This window comes from Pseudarthrobacter sp. NBSH8 (genome assembly GCF_014217545.1).
Lineage (GTDB): Bacteria > Actinomycetota > Actinomycetes > Actinomycetales > Micrococcaceae > Arthrobacter.
In genome coordinates this window covers 2842935-2857907 of the sequence record NZ_CP043178.1, presented here as the reverse complement: position 1 = coordinate 2857907, position 14973 = coordinate 2842935, and the positions used below count along the sequence as shown (strand labels likewise).

At 64.1% G+C, this 14973-nt stretch carries 14 protein-coding genes; 5 read left to right on the top strand and 9 right to left on the bottom strand.

What is annotated here, in order from left to right; genetic code table 11:
- Nucleotides 1-7: 7 nt before the first annotated feature.
- Both FYJ92_RS13085 and FYJ92_RS13080 read left to right on the top strand, forming a co-directional pair.
- On the top strand, nt 8-889 hold the full coding sequence (locus FYJ92_RS13085; RefSeq protein WP_255482070.1) for an anti-sigma factor: 882 nt from the start codon (nt 8-10) through the stop codon (nt 887-889).
- A gap of 69 nt (nt 890-958) precedes the next feature.
- Nucleotides 959-1369 carry a Sec-independent protein translocase TatB gene (locus tag FYJ92_RS13080; RefSeq protein WP_185261100.1) on the top strand — a complete coding sequence of 137 codons (411 nt, stop codon included), beginning with the start codon at nt 959-961 and terminating at the stop codon, nt 1367-1369.
- 25 nt (nt 1370-1394) lie between these two features.
- On the opposite strand, the gene FYJ92_RS13075 is transcribed toward FYJ92_RS13080, so the two are convergent.
- From FYJ92_RS13075 to FYJ92_RS13065, 3 genes are read right to left on the bottom strand one after another with little or no spacing between them, the layout of a single operon-like run.
- Nucleotides 1395-2522: an Mrp/NBP35 family ATP-binding protein gene (locus tag FYJ92_RS13075; protein WP_185261099.1), complete on the bottom strand. Its 1128-nt coding sequence runs from the start codon at nt 2520-2522 to the stop codon at nt 1395-1397.
- A gap of 11 nt (nt 2523-2533) precedes the next feature.
- Nucleotides 2534-3289, bottom strand: coding sequence for a DUF1003 domain-containing protein (locus FYJ92_RS13070; RefSeq protein ID WP_185261098.1), 756 nt, complete (start codon nt 3287-3289; stop codon nt 2534-2536).
- Nucleotides 3282-4565 (bottom strand): magnesium transporter MgtE N-terminal domain-containing protein, encoded by a 1284-nt coding sequence (locus FYJ92_RS13065; protein ID WP_185261097.1) that lies wholly within the window; start codon nt 4563-4565, stop codon nt 3282-3284. Before FYJ92_RS13065 ends, FYJ92_RS13070 begins: the two co-directional genes overlap by 8 nt.
- A gap of 77 nt (nt 4566-4642) precedes the next feature.
- Here FYJ92_RS13065 and FYJ92_RS13060 point away from each other — a divergent pair, with 77 nt between their 5' ends.
- A complete protein-coding gene (locus FYJ92_RS13060; RefSeq protein WP_255482069.1) occupies nt 4643-5641 on the top strand; it encodes a general stress protein in 999 nt (332 codons plus the stop codon).
- Nucleotides 5642-5755: 114 nt separating this feature from the next.
- Here the strand turns inward: FYJ92_RS13060 and FYJ92_RS13055 are convergent, their stop codons facing one another.
- The 4 genes from FYJ92_RS13055 to FYJ92_RS13040 all read right to left on the bottom strand — a co-directional run bounded on the left by FYJ92_RS13055 (nt 5756) and on the right by FYJ92_RS13040 (nt 10855).
- Nucleotides 5756-6589: a carbohydrate ABC transporter permease gene (locus tag FYJ92_RS13055; protein WP_255482415.1), complete on the bottom strand. Its 834-nt coding sequence runs from the start codon at nt 6587-6589 to the stop codon at nt 5756-5758.
- Between the two features lie 80 nt (nt 6590-6669).
- Nucleotides 6670-7656: a carbohydrate ABC transporter permease gene (locus FYJ92_RS13050; RefSeq protein ID WP_185261095.1), complete on the bottom strand. Its 987-nt coding sequence runs from the start codon at nt 7654-7656 to the stop codon at nt 6670-6672.
- 33 nt (nt 7657-7689) lie between these two features.
- Nucleotides 7690-9054 carry an ABC transporter substrate-binding protein gene (locus tag FYJ92_RS13045; protein WP_185263799.1) on the bottom strand — a complete coding sequence of 455 codons (1365 nt, stop codon included), beginning with the start codon at nt 9052-9054 and terminating at the stop codon, nt 7690-7692.
- 202 nt (nt 9055-9256) lie between these two features.
- Nucleotides 9257-10855, bottom strand: a complete 1599-nt coding sequence (locus FYJ92_RS13040; protein ID WP_185261094.1) for an aminopeptidase P family protein — start codon at nt 10853-10855, stop codon at nt 9257-9259.
- An 82-nt stretch (nt 10856-10937) separates the two neighbouring features.
- On the opposite strand from FYJ92_RS13040, the gene FYJ92_RS13035 reads away from it, so the two are divergent.
- Nucleotides 10938-11792 (top strand): PHP domain-containing protein, encoded by an 855-nt coding sequence (locus tag FYJ92_RS13035; RefSeq protein ID WP_185261093.1) that lies wholly within the window; start codon nt 10938-10940, stop codon nt 11790-11792.
- A 222-nt stretch (nt 11793-12014) separates the two neighbouring features.
- Here FYJ92_RS13035 and FYJ92_RS13030 read toward each other — a convergent pair whose 3' ends face one another.
- Entirely contained in the window at nt 12015-13457 is a 1443-nt protein-coding gene (locus FYJ92_RS13030; RefSeq protein ID WP_185261092.1) for an IS1380 family transposase, read from the bottom strand.
- A 199-nt stretch (nt 13458-13656) separates the two neighbouring features.
- On the opposite strand from FYJ92_RS13030, the gene FYJ92_RS13025 reads away from it, so the two are divergent.
- Nucleotides 13657-14031 carry a hypothetical protein gene (locus tag FYJ92_RS13025; RefSeq protein WP_185261091.1) on the top strand — a complete coding sequence of 125 codons (375 nt, stop codon included), beginning with the start codon at nt 13657-13659 and terminating at the stop codon, nt 14029-14031.
- Between the two features lie 64 nt (nt 14032-14095).
- On the opposite strand, the gene FYJ92_RS13020 is transcribed toward FYJ92_RS13025, so the two are convergent.
- Complete coding sequence (locus tag FYJ92_RS13020) at nt 14096-14968, bottom strand: site-specific DNA-methyltransferase (protein WP_185261090.1); 873 nt, start codon at nt 14966-14968, stop codon at nt 14096-14098.
- Nucleotides 14969-14973: the final 5 nt, after the last annotated feature.

Genomic DNA, 14973 nt, shown 5'->3' with positions numbered 1-14973 from the left:
CGGCACCATGACGCCCCAGAACCCCTTCGGCCGCCGGCACCACCGCGGCGCCGAGCACGTGCAGGCCTGCGCAGAATGTGCAGCGGCGCTGAAGCGTGAACGCCAGTACATCGAGCGTCTCCGTGATGCGGCCGTGCCACCTGCCAGCGATGACCTGACGGCCCGGCTGCTGGCCAGGACGCAGTTGCTGGCGGCCGCGGCCGAGCCAGCCCAGCGCCCGTACCGGCCCGTGAAAGTCATTGCGCTCGCCGCCGGCGGTACAGCCGCAGCCGCTGGAATTCTTGCGGTCAGTGCGTTTGCGCTGGCGGGGGACAGCACGCCAGTCGCCCAAGCGGCCATCAAGGGGAGCCTGGTGCAGCATACGGCCCAACTGCCGGCCGACGGCAGGGAGCTCGATGCCCCGCAATTGCTCGCCCTTCGCTCGGAAGGGTGGGTCTGTCCGGAACTGGAGCAACTTGGCTTCCACGTCCGCAGCGCAAATGCCATAACACTTAACGGGCGGCCGGCGGTGGAACTGCGCCTGTCCGATGGGAGCCACTACGCCACGATCGTCGAACAACATCCTGCGGACGCCGGGCAGGAGTCCGGTCAGGATGCAGACCTGAGCACAAACGAGTCGCATGAGAAGTTGATGGTCAGCAACCTGGCCCCCTGGACGGCCACTATTAAGACCACGGCCGGCATTTTTACGGTTGAGTCCGACCTCCCGGCGGAACAGGCCGACGACGCAGTTCCGCTGCTGGAGCGGCTCAGCGTCCTCGCCGTTGAAGGAATTAACACGGGTGCCAGCCCGGAGACCAGGGCCTCCCCGCCTGCTGCAGCGGACGACTCTCCCGTGGCGCGGTTGGAGCGTGGAATCCGCAAACTCGGGGAGATGCTAGCTCCGTGATGCAGGCACTTTGCGACGCTGGCGGGCAGGAATCGTCAGCCGGGCTCCGGAGAGGGTAATCTTCCTAAAGTGTTTGGAATCAACGGCCCGGAGTTCTTCCTCCTGCTGATCATCGGCATCCTGGTGATCGGTCCCCAGCGCCTGCCGGAATACACCCAGAAACTTGCGAATCTGGTGAAGGAAGTCCGCCGGATGGCTTCCGGTGCGCGGGAGCAGATCAAGGAAGAAGTCGGCATCGACATCGACGATGTCGATTGGAAGAAATACGATCCCCGCCAGTATGATCCGCGGCGCATCATCAAGGAAGCGCTCCTGGACGATGACGCCAAACCCGTCAGTGCCGGCGCGCCGGCGGCGGTAGCTGCCGTCGCCGGAGCAGGGGCCGTTGCCACAGACGGGACGGCTTCGTCCCGTCCGGAACGCGTGGTCCAGTCACTGCCCCCGGGCGAACCAGCCCCGTTCGATACCGAAGCGACCTAGGCGCCGTCGCCCCTGATGGGCTGCGCTAGCGCGGCTGCAGGCCCAGGTTCATCCCAGTGAGGCCTCGGGGCCTGGCAGCAAGTTTTCCCGCAATCTCGATCAGGGCAATGGCCGCCGGGGTCTCCGGCCGGCCCAGCACGATCGGCGCGCCCGCATCGCCGCCTTCCCGCAGCAGGATGTCCAACGGGATCTGTCCCAAGAGCGGAACATCGATGCCCACCGTCGTCGTGAGTCTTTCGGCGAGGACCGCCCCGCCGCCGCTGCCAAACAGCTCCATCCTTCCGCCGTCGGGCATTTCCAGGTATGACATGTTCTCGATGACGCCGGCAACCGTCTGACCTGTCTGGGTGGCGATGGCACCAGCGCGCTCGGCGACGTCGGCAGCTGCGGCTTGCGGCGTGGTGACCACCAGGATCTCCGCCTTCGGCAGCAGCTGGGCCACAGAAATCGCGATGTCGCCGGTGCCGGGCGGCAGGTCGAGGAAGAGGGCGTCGAGGTCGCCGAAGTAGACGTCGGTCAGGAACTGTTCCAGGGCCCGGTGGAGCATCGGCCCACGCCAGGCGACCGGCTGGTTTCCGGCCACGAACATGCCGATGGAAATCACTTTCACGCCGTAGGCCACCGGCGGCAGGATCATGTCGTCCACCCGGGTGGGCGCCTGCGTGATGCCCATCAGGGCCGGAACCGAGAATCCATGGACATCGGCGTCCACAATGCCAACCCGTAGCCCCTGGGCGGCCAGGGCGCAGGCCAGGTTGACCGTCAGTGATGACTTGCCCACACCGCCTTTGCCGCTGGCCACCGCAAATACCTTGGTCAGCGACCCCGGCTCGTTGAACGGAATCCCGCGCTGGCCGGCGGCGCCGCGGAGCTGCTCCTTCAGGGCGTCCCGCTGGGCCTGGTTCATCACCTTCAGTTCAACGTCGACGGCGGTCACGCCCGGAACTGCGGACAGCGCCTTTTCGGAGTCGGCAGTAATGGTCCCGCGCAGGGGACAGCCCGCGATTGTCAGCAGGACGGCCAGCCTGACATGGCCGTCCGCAGAGATCTCCACGGACTCCACCATGCCGAGTTCCGTGATGGGACGGCGAAGCTCGGGATCGATTACGGTGGCCAGTGCAGCGTTGACTGCCTGCTCCAGGGGGTGGCTCATAGGGGCAGGGCTCAGCTTTCGGTGGTGGGGTGGTGCTCCGGGACGGCCGGGTCCTGAACGGATGACTCCTTCTGGGCCTGGTCCCTGGCTGCCTGCTCTTTGGCGGCGTGGCTGGATTTGACCTTGGGAATCTGCTGCGTGCGGGGATTCCGCTGCTTATCCCGCTTTTCCTTGAGCCTGTCCTTGATCTTTTCGCGCGGTGACTCGTGGCTGCCGGCTCCGGCGTGATCATGGGTCCGCAGTTCCTCCTGGGCTTCCAGCATGTCCTCGAGGAGTGTTCGCAGTTCGGCCCGGACGTAGTCGCGGGTGGCAACTTCGCGCAGCGCGATCCTCAGGGAGGCCAGTTCCCGCGTGAGGTACTCGGTATCGGACAGGTTGCGTTCGGCGCGCTGCCGGTCCTGCTGGAGCGAGACGCGGTCCCGGTCATCCTGCCGGTTCTGGGCAAGCAGCAACAGCGGAGCTGCGTACGAGGCCTGCAGCGACAGCATGAGCGTCAGGAGCGTGTAGCCGAGGATGCGCGAATCGAACTGCCACGCCTCCGGTGCCCACGTGTTCCAGACGAGCCAGATGACAACGAAGACCGTCATGTAGACCAGGAACTGTGGCGTGCCCATGAACCGGGCGAAGCCTTCCGTAGCGTGGCCGAACGCGTCCGGATCCGGCGAGAATTTTGGCAGGATGCGTTGGCGGCCGCTTAGGGGTGTGTCGAGCCCGCCCTTGGCCGCGGCCTGCTTGTTGGGATTCTTGGGGGCGCCGGTGTCAGCCAATGCGGCCTCCCAGTTTTCTTATCGGGGCTTCGCCATCGTAGGCGCGCCAGTCATCGGGTAACAGATGATCCAAGACGTCATCAACAGTCACCGCCCCCACAAGCCGGCCGGCGTCGTTAACCACCGGAAGGGAGTTCAGGTTGTACGTTGCCAGGGTGCGGGCTACTTCGCTGATGTGGGCTTGATCGGACAACGGTTCAAGGTTCTTGTCCACCAGGTTGCCCAAGGGCTCGAAGGGTGGGAAACGCAGGAGCTGCTGGATGTGGACCACACCGAGGAAGCGTCCGGTGGGGGTTTCCAGCGGAGGCCGGGTGATGAAAATGGACGAGGCCAGGGCGGGGGAGAGTTCCTCGCGGCGGACGTGGGCCAGTGCTTCGGCGACAGTCGCCTCCGGGGGAAGGATCACCGGAACCGGCGTCATCAGGCCACCGGCGGTGTCCTCGTCGTATTCGAGGAGCCGCCTGACGTCGTCGGCGCCTTCGGGTTCCATGAGCTGGAGCAGTTCCTCTGCCTGTGCTGTCGGCAGTTCGCCGAGGAGGTCGGCGGCGTCGTCGGGATCCATCTCCTCCAGGACGTCGGCTGCGCGCTGGACGTCAAGGGCGGAGAGGATTTCCACCTGGTCGTCCTCGGGCAGCTCCTGCAGGACGTCAGCCAACCTCTCATCCTGGAGTTCGCTGGCCACCTCGAACCGGCGTTTGTCGCTCATTTCCTGCAGGGCTTCGGCGAAGTCTGCGGGTTTGAGGTCCTCGTGGTTGGCGACGAACTGCGTGGCTGCCTGGGGTTCAGTGCGGGCACCCTGGAGGGCGTCGGCCCAGTCGATGATCATGGTCTCGTTCCGGCGCAGCCGGCTGAGCGGGGACAGCGAGTGGCCCCGGCGGACGAACAGCTTGCTCACGAACCAGTCGCGGGACCGGTGCTGGTCCATGGCGATGTCCTCGATGGTGGCGTCGCCGCTGCCGTCCCGGAGGGTTACGCGGCGGTCGAACATTTCCGCGACCACCAGCGTCTCCGCGCCGCGCTGTTCAAAGCGCCGGAGGTTAACCAGTCCCGTGCAGATGATCTGTGTCTGGTCGATGGAGGTAATGCGTGTCATCGGTACAAAGACCCGCTTTTTGCCGGGAACTTCGACGACGATGCCCACCACGTGCGGGGCACCGCGGCTGCCACGTGAGAGCACCACCACATCGCGCAACCTGCCCAGGCGGTCGCCTAAAGGGTCGAAGACGTCAAGACCCAGCAGACGGGCCACGAAGACGCGCGAAAGATTTGTGCTCACGTCTACAGGCTACCGAGTCTGCTCTCTTTTAGCTGAATCTACAGGCGGCATACATGCGGATGGGCAAGAATGGGTGTATGTCAAACATTTTTGGTGCTCCCAAGGCCGGTGGCCCCAGCGGGCCCGACGACGCCCGGACGGTGCCTACCGGCGATACCGTGGGCTCGTACACCTCCTACTTGGATGCCCAGAAGGCGGTGGATTACCTCGCCGACCAGCAGTTCCCGGTCCACATGGTTTCGATCGTGGGCAACGAACTGAAGATGGTTGAGCGGGTGACCGGCCGCCTCAGCTACCCGCGGGTAGCTCTCTCCGGGGCGCTCAGCGGTATGTGGTTCGGCCTTTTCGTTGGCGTTATGCTTTCGTTTTTCGCACCATCGCCCGGCTATTTCTCGATCCTGGCGTCTGTGCTGATGGGCGCTGCCTTCTTTATGCTGTTCGGGATTGTCACGTATGCCATGCAGCGCGGAAAGCGGGATTTCACCTCCACCAGCCAGGTGGTGGCCACCAACTACGACGTTGTGGTGTCGGTGGAAGCCGCCCATGATGCGCGCCGGCTGCTCCAGCAACTGCCCATGAACCGTTCGGACGCAGCAGCGGCCCCCTACAATCCGCAGGGCTACCAGAACCAGCAGTACGGCCAAACGGGCCAGCAGCCCGGTCAGCAGGACCAGCCCGGCAATCAGTCCGGTCCGGCACCCGCGCGCCCTGCCAGCTGGAATGACCCCTACGGACAGCAGGGTGCTGGTACTCCGGGCCAGGGGGCAGTCCAAGGTGTAGGCCACGCCGCCGGCCCGGAGCAGGGCGCGCAGCCGGAGGCAGAGGCCCAGCCGGCGAAGGCTCCCGCGGCCGCCGTCCGCTACCCGGACCTCCCTGACGGCCGGCCCCAGTACGGAGTCCGTGTTACAGGCCAGGCCACTACAGGCCAGCCCGGCACGGAACAGCCTGGCTCAGAACAGCCCGGCTCAGAACAGCCCGGTTCGGAACAACCCGGCACAGGCCAGCGGCCCACAGAACAGTCCCGGACGCAGTCCCAGGCTGACGCCACCAAGGACTCCGGCGAATCCACACCTTAGGCCGCGCCCCCCGGAGGCCTGGTGATCCATGGTCCGAGGAGCGATGCCGGCAGTAAACAAACAACTCCGCCCGGTGCAGCAGCTGCACCGGGCGGAGTTGTTTGTGAAGCTGTCCTACTTGACGCTGCCGGCAGTCAGGCCGCCAACGAGGTACTTCTGGAACATGAAGTACAGCACCACCACAGGGACGGCACAGACCAGCGAAGCCGCCATCATCTGCGAGTACACCGGAATCGCTCCACCCTCGACGGCGGACGCGAAGACCTGCAGCGCAACCGCGGCGGTGTGCGTGTCCGGCCGGGTGAACACAGACGCGAACAGCACGTCATTCCAGCCCAGAAGGAAAGCGAAAATAGCCGAAACGATGATTCCGGGCCAGCTAAGCGGAATGATGATCCGGAACAGGATCCCGAGGTTGGAAGCTCCATCGATGCGTGCTGCTTCCTCCAGTTCCCTTGGCAGGCCGCGGAGGTACGTAACCATCACCCACGTTGAGAACGGCAGCGCGAACGTCAGGTAGGCGATAAACAGGCCCCAGAGCGTGCCGATGACGGTCACACCCAAGTAGGTGCCCGCGGAAGAGAAAAGCACAAATACGGGCAGGAGCATCAGGGTTCCCGGAATGGACTGGAGACCCAGCAGCCCGCGCAGCACGGTCAGGCGCCCCCGGAACTCAAACCGGACCAGCACGTAAGCCGTGCCGATAGCCATGATGGCCGAGACGACTGCCGTGGCGCCGGAAACGATCAGGCTGTTGCCGATGGCCTTCGCCAGCCCCACGGAATCCCAGATCTTGGTGTAGCTGTCCAACGAGAAACTGCTGGGCCAGAACTCGCCGCTGGCGACGCCCACATCCGTGTTCAGTGACGCCAGGAAGATATACGCGATCGGGATGAGGACCACGGCGCAGAGCAGGACCGTGAGCGTTGCAAGCAGCGGCCTCGGCATCAGGCGTGTAACCTCCAGGGCTGCGTCACGCCGGATGGGCTGCTTCTTCTGCTGCTTGATCGGGTTGGCCGCGTCGATGGTCATTTCTTTCCTCCTTCGTGCACATCAAGCCGGACTGCGCGCAGGTAGATGAAGAGCGGAATGGCAATGAGTATCAGCGAAACGACCGCCATCGCGGCGCTGAGGCCAAACCGGAAGCTCTGGAAGCTGGTGACGTAAACCAGGATCGGCAGCACATTCACATCGGACGGTGCCGGCGCACCAAACAGGACATAGGGGAGAGTGAAGTTGTTGATGTGGTTCAGCGTGGCCAGCAGGAAGGCGAGCGAAACCGGTCCCTTGAGGTAGGGGAAGATCACGTACCGCAGCTTGTTCCACCACAGTGCCCCGTCCAGGGCCGATGCCTCGTGGACCTCGTGGTCCACCGCCTGCAGGCCGGACAGCGCCAGCAGGTAGATGAAGGGCCAGGCCGCCCAGATTTCCACCCAGACCAGTGTCCAGTATGCGTTGGGCCCGTTAAGCCACAGCCCGCCGTCCATTCCCAGGTTGGTCAGCGTCACGTTCACGATGCCATCCGGCTGCAGCATTGTCCGCCACACGCTGGCCACCACAAATGACGGCAGGACATAGGGGATCAGGAAGACAGAGCGCACCATTGCGCGGCCACGGTACGCGTTCTGGGTGACGACGGCGGCGGCGACGCCCAGCGGGACGGTCACCACTGTGGAAATCACCGCGAACGAAACGGAGAGCCAGATGGAGCGGAGCAACTCGCTGCTGACGGCCGCTTCAATGTAGTTCTGGAGGCCAATGAATTCGGCATTAACCCATTGGCGAAGGGTGTACTGATCCAGATCGATCAGGGACATCCAGATGCCCATGGCCAAGGGGACAAGGATGACAAGGGTCATCAGCAGTCCGCCGGGGATCAGGAGCCACAGGGGCCGGTTCTTCTCGCTGAGGCCCTTGCGTCGCTTCCCGGGGGGTGTAGTTTCGCCAAGTCCGGCGTCCGCCCCGGCCAGCGGATTGCTGTCTGATGGCCGGGGCTCGGTAACGCTGCTAGCCATTTTCCGTAACCTTCCGCAGTTGGTGGGTCGGTCTTACTTCTTGGCCCGGTCCAATGCGGTCTGCGATTTGGCCTGTTCGTCCTTGAGCCGCTGGGACAGGTTGGCATCACTGACTGCACCGGAGGAAAGATCCGGAATGGACTGGACAACCACGTTGGTCAGCGACAGTTGGACATCGCCCCACGCGCCGCTGAACGGGGTGGCTACAGACTTGGCTCCGGACTCAAGGGCCGGCGCAATGACTTCGTTGGTTGCAAGTTCTTTCGCGGCTTCCTGATTGGCGGGAAGCTGGCCGAAGACCTTGAAGTAGTTGAGCTGGACGTCCTTGTCGGTGATCATCTTGATGAACGCGAAGGCGAGGTCCTTCTGCTTCGAATAGTCAGCCACCACGAGGTTGTCGCCGGAGAGGATGCTGGCGGCAGGTTTACCGTCCGCAGGGTTGGAGGTCTCCCCCGGGGGAACAGTGGGCATCAGGGCGTATTTGTATTTGCCTTTGACTGCCGAGGCGTCCAGTGCGGGGATGGACAGCGGCGACGTCATGGGGAAGTACGCTGCCTTTCCTGCCGCGAAGGCGGCCAGGGCCTGGGGGTTGGCCCAACCAACGGAGGAGGGGTCAACTACCTTGTCCTTGGTCACCCACCCGAAGTAGGTCTCGTAGGCCTTCTTCGTGATGGGGTCATCGAGACGGACCTTGCTTCCGTCAATCAGGGGGTTGCCTGCCTGGATGGACATGCCCCAGATGTATTTCCAGGGATCGAAGTTGTCCTTGTAGGCAATTGCGACACCGTACTGGTCCCCATTGGTGAGCTTCTTGGCCTGCTCGGTGAACTCATCCCACGTTGTGGCAGGCTTTTCAATACCGGCAGCTGCCAGCAGTTCGGTGTTGTAGGCCATCACGAACGGCCGGCTCACAAAGGGGATACCGATCTGGTTGGCCTTATCCGGACCGGAGATGCCGAGCGCTGCGGGAACGAACTTGTCCTTGCCGCCGAGCTGGTCCCATTCGTTGTCGCCCAGTTTCACGAATGCACCGGTGGAGTATGCCGTGGGGGTGAAGGTGGTGCCGAGCCCGTAGACGTCTGGCCCCTGGCCCGAGACGACTGACGTCTGGATCCGGGTCATCTCGTCATTTGCGGTTGCGAAGGTCTCCCACTGGATGTCCGCTCCGGTTTCCGTCTTGAACTTGGCGCTCATTTCCTTGAACCAGGCCTGCTGTTCCTGGGGGTACTGTGCGGTGACGTTCATCAGGACGTTGAGCGTTTTTCCGGTGCCGTCCACCTTGCCGCCCGGTGCGCCGGACGTGGCGCCCCCCGAGCCGCCGGAGCCGCCGCACGCGGCAAGCATAAGAACGGACACTGCCGCTGCGGCGATAGTGCCGAGGCGGCGCGGTTTGGACATACCCATGAGACTTCTCCTTTGAAGACGTACATTGCGGCAGAGACCCGAGACTAAAAGTCAGTCTACGATTTCTTTCTCCGGGGCTAGCGTAATCATCAACGCCAACTTTTGGCAAGCGATTGCCAAAAACTGTTATGAGAGTTTCACCAAGGGAAATGACCGTCCAGCGCATCTCTGCGGAGATGCGCTGGACGTACGTTCTCTAGCCGTTATCGCGGGTTGGCAACCCGCTGGCCAGCTCCTGGTAGATGCCTGCCATCCAGGACTGGATGTCATCGGCCTTGCGGGGCAGCGCGGCGCTGAGGTTCACCGGACCATCGGCGGTCATCAGGATGTCGTCCTCGATCCGCACTCCGATTCCGCGGTACTCAGCGGGGATGGCCAGGTCCTCGTTCTTGAAATACAGGCCCGGTTCGATAGTGAAGACCATGCCCTCCGTAAGGATGCCGTCGAGGTAAAGTTCCCGCTTTGCCTGGGCACAGTCGTGGACATCCAAGCCGAGGTGGTGACTGGTGCCGTGGGGCATCCAACGTCTGTGCTGCTGGCCTTCCGGGCTGATGGCTTCCTCGACGCTCACCGGGAGCAGCCCCCACTCGGCGAGGCGTTCCGCCAACACGGTGGTGGCGGCGGTGTGGATGTCACGGAACCTCGCACCTGGCCGGGCAGCGGCGAATCCGGCGTCGGCAGCATCCAGGACTGCCTCGTAGACCTTGCGCTGGACGGCGGTGAAAGTGCCGTTAACCGGCAGCGTCCGGGTGACGTCGGCGGTGTAGAGCGAGTCCGCTTCAACGCCGGCGTCCAGCAGCAGCAGCTCGCCGGCGTTGATCCGGCCGGTGTTCCGCGTCCAGTGCAGGACGGTGGCATTGTTGCCGGCGGCTGCGATGGTGTCGTAGCCCAGTTCGTTGCCTACCTCGCGGGCACGGGCAAAGAACGCGCCTTCGACGACGCGCTCGCCGCGGGCATGGGTCAGGGCGCGGGGCAGGGCCTTGACCACTTCCACAAAGCCCTCGACGGTCGCCGCTACCGCAGTCATCATCTGTTCGATTTCCCACTCATCCTTCAGGAGGCGGAGTTCGGACAGCGCTTCGGAAAGCTTTTCATCGAGTGCATCCAGGACAGCGAGGTCCAGGTTGTCCGGGTCCTTGGCAGTGTTGTATCGGGCAGTATCCACCAGGGCGTCGATGTTCTCGTCCACCTTGCGGACCAACCGGATGGAGATGCCGCCGATCTCGGGGGCGCCCACGTTCCTGGTGATCGCGGATTCAAGTCCATCGATGTGGGCCGTGGCCAGGCCCAGGCGCACTTCGAACTCGGCAAGCCTGGGCCTTGTACCGATCCAGAACTCGCCGGAACGGGAGTCAGCGTAGAACTGTTCTGTATCCCTGCCGGCCAGCGGACGGAAGTACAGTGTGGCACGGTGGTGACTGCCGCCGTCGCCCTTTCCTTCACCGGCTGGTTCCATAATGAGGACAGCGTCCGGTTCGTGGTCCAGGCCCAGGCCGGTGAGATGCGCAAAGCCGGAATGCGGACGGAACCGGTAGTCGCAGTCGTTGGAGCGGACCTTCAGCGGACCGGCGGGGATGACCAGGCGTTCGCCTTTGAACTTCTCCGAGATGGCCTTGCGCCGGGCTGCGGCGTAGTTGGCCACGGCGTCGACTGCCGGCAGTTGTTGCTCGGAAGGCGCCCAGTTGCTGGCCATAAAGGCCTTGAAGGCGGCGGAACTGGGCCGCTGGGAGCGGTTGTTGACGCGCTCGTCGAGGGGCTGGGAGGCAGAGTTCAGGGTGTTTTCGGCATCGTTCACGGCACCATCGTCTCACCAGCATCAGGGCACGCGCGACAAAGGAGCCAATACCGGCGCGGGCGCGGTCAACTAGGCTGGGCAGGTGAGGATTGACCTGCATGCCCACTCGAATGTTTCGGACGGCACCGAACCCCCCGCCCAAGTGATGGCTTCGGCTGCCCGGGCGGGCCTGGACGTGGTGGCACTGACCGATCACGACTCGACCGACGGCTGGGCCGAGGCGTCCCTCGCGGCGCTGGAAAACGGAGTGGCGCTGGTTCCCGGCATGGAGGTTTCCTGCCGGACCGGGCAGGGCATCAGCGTGCATCTGTTGAGTTATCTGCACGATCCTGTCCACCCGGGACTGCTTGAAGAGATCACCAAAGCCAAGGACGCACGCCTCACCCGGGCCGAACGTATGGTGAGCTTGCTTGCCGAAGACTACCCGCTCACGTGGGACGACGTCATCCACCATGTGGCTCCCGGGGCCACCCTGGGGCGGCCGCATATTGCTGATGCCCTGGTGGCGGCAGGAGTGGTCTCGGACCGCTCCGAGGCGTTCACCTCCATCCTGACGTCCCATTCGCGCTACTTTGTCCAGCACTACGCGCCGGACCCGGCCACCGCCGTCGAACTTGTCCGTGCCGCAGGTGGCGTTCCCGTGTTCGCTCATCCCGTTGCGTCCGGCCGTGGCCGGATCGTGGGGGAGCGCACGTACCGCGACATGATAGACGCCGGCCTGGTGGGCCTGGAGATCGACCATCGCGACAACCCGGAGGAGGGGCGCGATTTCCTCAGGGGCCTTGCCGCCAAGCACGGACTGCTGATCACGGGCTCTTCGGATTACCACGGGACCGGAAAACCCAATCTTTTCGGTGAGAATCTCACTGCACCGCAGGTACTCGCAAGGATAGAGGAATTGGGCACGGGAACCGCCGTTGTGCGCGCGGATCTCTAGCTAACGAGCGCTCATTGACTAATAGTCAACGCTGAGTACTCTAGCCCGGATTTTTCATCGGACGGCGGTCGGGGCGCCGGGTCCGGGTTTTTGTCGTCCCGGCGGGCTGGATCGGATTTAGGGCGTGGCTGAAGGGCCCCGGGGTCGCGGGGCGGGGCGCGGGCTTCCACTGATCCCGTTGGCGTGCTCTTTCCGGCTCGTTGGTTGACGGGGGCTGCGGTGTCAGGTCCGCAGCAGGTGTGCGGGGCGGTTAGCGGCTGCAGCGATCCGGCTGATCGCTTCGAGCAGTGCGGCGATGAGGGGTTTCTCCGGTGCGGCGTCGGGCAGCAGCAGGTGGGTCCGGCGGGCGCGGGTGATGATCTTGCCGGCGGTGGCGAAGAGCCGGTAGCGCCAGCGTTTGATGTCCCAGCCCTGTGCCTTGTGGCCGTCGGGCAGGGCGGTGAGCTGGAGCCAGGAGACCAGGTTCGCGGCCAGGACCGCGAGGTTCGCCCAGGCCTGGTTCGCGGCGAAATCGAAGAAGGGGAGCTTGCTCAGGCCGGTGTTCTTCAGCGTCTTGATGCGGTTCTCGCAGCGGCCGCGGGCCCGGTGCCGGGCGTCCAGGAACGGTCCGTGCCAGCGTGGGGCATTCGTCAGGAACGCTGTTACACGGTGACCGTCGATGTCGAGCAGGGTCGGTGTCGCACCGGGGTGCAGCGGTTCGGCGCGCAGGAAGATCTTCGTCCCGGGCGGGTAGTCCTCGAGCGGGATCACCTGGGTGGCGTTGATGACCCAGGCGTCGTCGCGTTCGTTGCCGTCCTGGTCCAGGGCCGGCTGCCAGTATTTCTTGTCGTTGATCCAGTCGATCATGTGGGCCTTGCCGACCGGAACCGGGTACGAGACGGAGAACTGCACGCCGCGCGAATGCAGGTACCAGAGGAACTTCCGGGACGCGCCGGCGCTGTCGGTGCGGACCAGGATTTTCTCCCCGTCCAGTTCGTCGTCTTCACCGTAGAGTGCGTCGGGCAGGACCGCGATGGCGGCCTCGAAGATGCGGATGTGGTCCTCGGCGTTGTTCGCTGTTGCCCCGCCGTGGCGCAACAGCACCGCGAGTTCCTCCCCGGTGCCTCGGCCGGAACCGTAATCGATGCTGGCGGTGAACGGGGCGAATCCAAACCCGCCCTTGTAGTTGCCGGTGGCTCGTTCCTTCTCGGAGTGCGAGGCCACCAGTGTGGCGTCGAGGTCGATGACCAGCGGGTCCGCGGCCGTCGCCGTCACCGCCGGGCTGCGGTCACCCGCGGCTTCCCATGCCCGGGTCCGCAGTTCCTTGGACAGGGTCGAAAAACCGTAATCGAAAACGTCCGGGTTCTTCACGGTGCGTTCGAAGAACCGCGAGACTGTCGCGTTCGAGGGCACTTTCCCGAACACTCCGGGCTGGGAGCGCAGGATGTCCAGGTCGGAGGCGTACTCGCCGCCGGCGGCGAGCATCACCGCCAGCGACCCGAGCAGCCTCCCTGGCCGGTGCGAGGCCATCGCGGGGACGAACTGGCCCAGCCGGTCCTCGCACAGATCCCGGAACCCGAGGGCGTCAATGAATGAAGTCAGGACCCTGGCACCGGCATGGGAGACCAGCGACTGGCCGGTGAAAGTGACCGGGACGGATGGGAAGACCTTGGTAGACTGGGGCATCGAAAAGGTGCTCCTTCAAGACACGGAAATAACGGCGTAGACACCCCTATTTTCCCTTGTCAGAGCACCTTTTCGTCTCTTAAACACACCCGTCAGCCCAAGACTGATGAAAACCCCGGGCTAGCGCTTACTGGGGTGCGGCGAAGGCCCATTGCGTGTCTCGTCGTAAGCAGTGCCCAACGAGTGACGGAGGAAATCCATGTTCAAAAAGTCCCTGGCCGCGGCCGGTATGACCGTAGCACTGTTGTTCGTCCCTGTGGCCGCCAATGCGCTGGACTGTAGTAACGTCAGCCGCCCGGCCAATCTCACCGGCGCCACCTTCCACGAGCCGTACCCGGGCTTCGAGTTGTATATCAAGGGCAATTGGGCCTTCATCGTGGCGGAAAACGCTTGGGTCTTCGTACCGCCGGGATCGCTCAAAGAGCTCGATCCAACCGCGCCAATCGGCCAGAAGGGAAACTTTCAGAATGGCAGCGGTTATGCCCTGCTGGTCAACGCGCACTGTGACTCCAAGGGTGTCGTCCTGGACAATCGGCAGGCTGGCCACGGCATCCAGCTGATGGGGGGTTGCTAAAAGACCATCGGCGGAGAAGCAGATAGCAGAGGTTCAGGAGGCCCAGAACCACGCCTACTGCTCGCTAACGTGGCGGGAACGACGTAAAGGTCGCCTTGGCACCCAGCCGCTTGGCCATCACATCGATGGCCGGCTGGTTCTGGTCCACACACACGAACCTCCGGTCAAGTTTGGCCGCCACGGCGCCAAGGGTCCCGGAACCGGCGAAGAAGTCCAGGCACCAGTCCCCGGGCCGGCTTGACGCCGACACCACACGGCGGATGAGGCCCTCGGGCTTCTGCGTGGGATAGCCGGTCTTTTCCTTGCCCGTGGGGGAGACGATGGTGTGCCACCAGACGTCGGTGGGCAGCTTCCCGAGCTCCCGCTTCGCCGGGGTCACCAGGCCAGGGGCCATGTAGGGCTCGCGGTCCACCTCTGCGTTGTCGAAGTGGTATTTCGTCGGGTTCTTGACGTACACGAGGATGTTGTCGTGCTTGGTGGGCCAGCGGTACTTGGCGCGGGCACCGTAATCGTAGGCCCAAATGATCTCGTTGAGGAAGCACTCGCGGCCGAAGATGGCGTCCAGCATTACCTTCGCGTAGTGGACTTCCCGGTAGTCCAGGTGGAGGTAGAGCGTGCCGTCGTCTGCCAGCAGCCGCCAGGCTTCCACGAGCCGGGGTTCCAGGAACGACCAGTAGTCACTGAAGGCGTCATCGTACCGGTGCAGGGCGCCCTTGATGGTGTCGTAGGAACGCCCCTTGAAGCCCACGCGGTCGCCATCCCCGTCGGTGTTCAGCACCATCCGCGTTTCCTGGCGCTTCTGGACCCTGCCGGTGTTGAACGGCGGGTCAACGTATATCAAGGTGAAGGCGCCGTCCGGCAGCGAGGGGAGGAACTCCGCGTTGTCCGCGTGAACCACCAGGTTGCTGCCGTCCGGCGCCCAGACGGTGTCAGTCATCGACG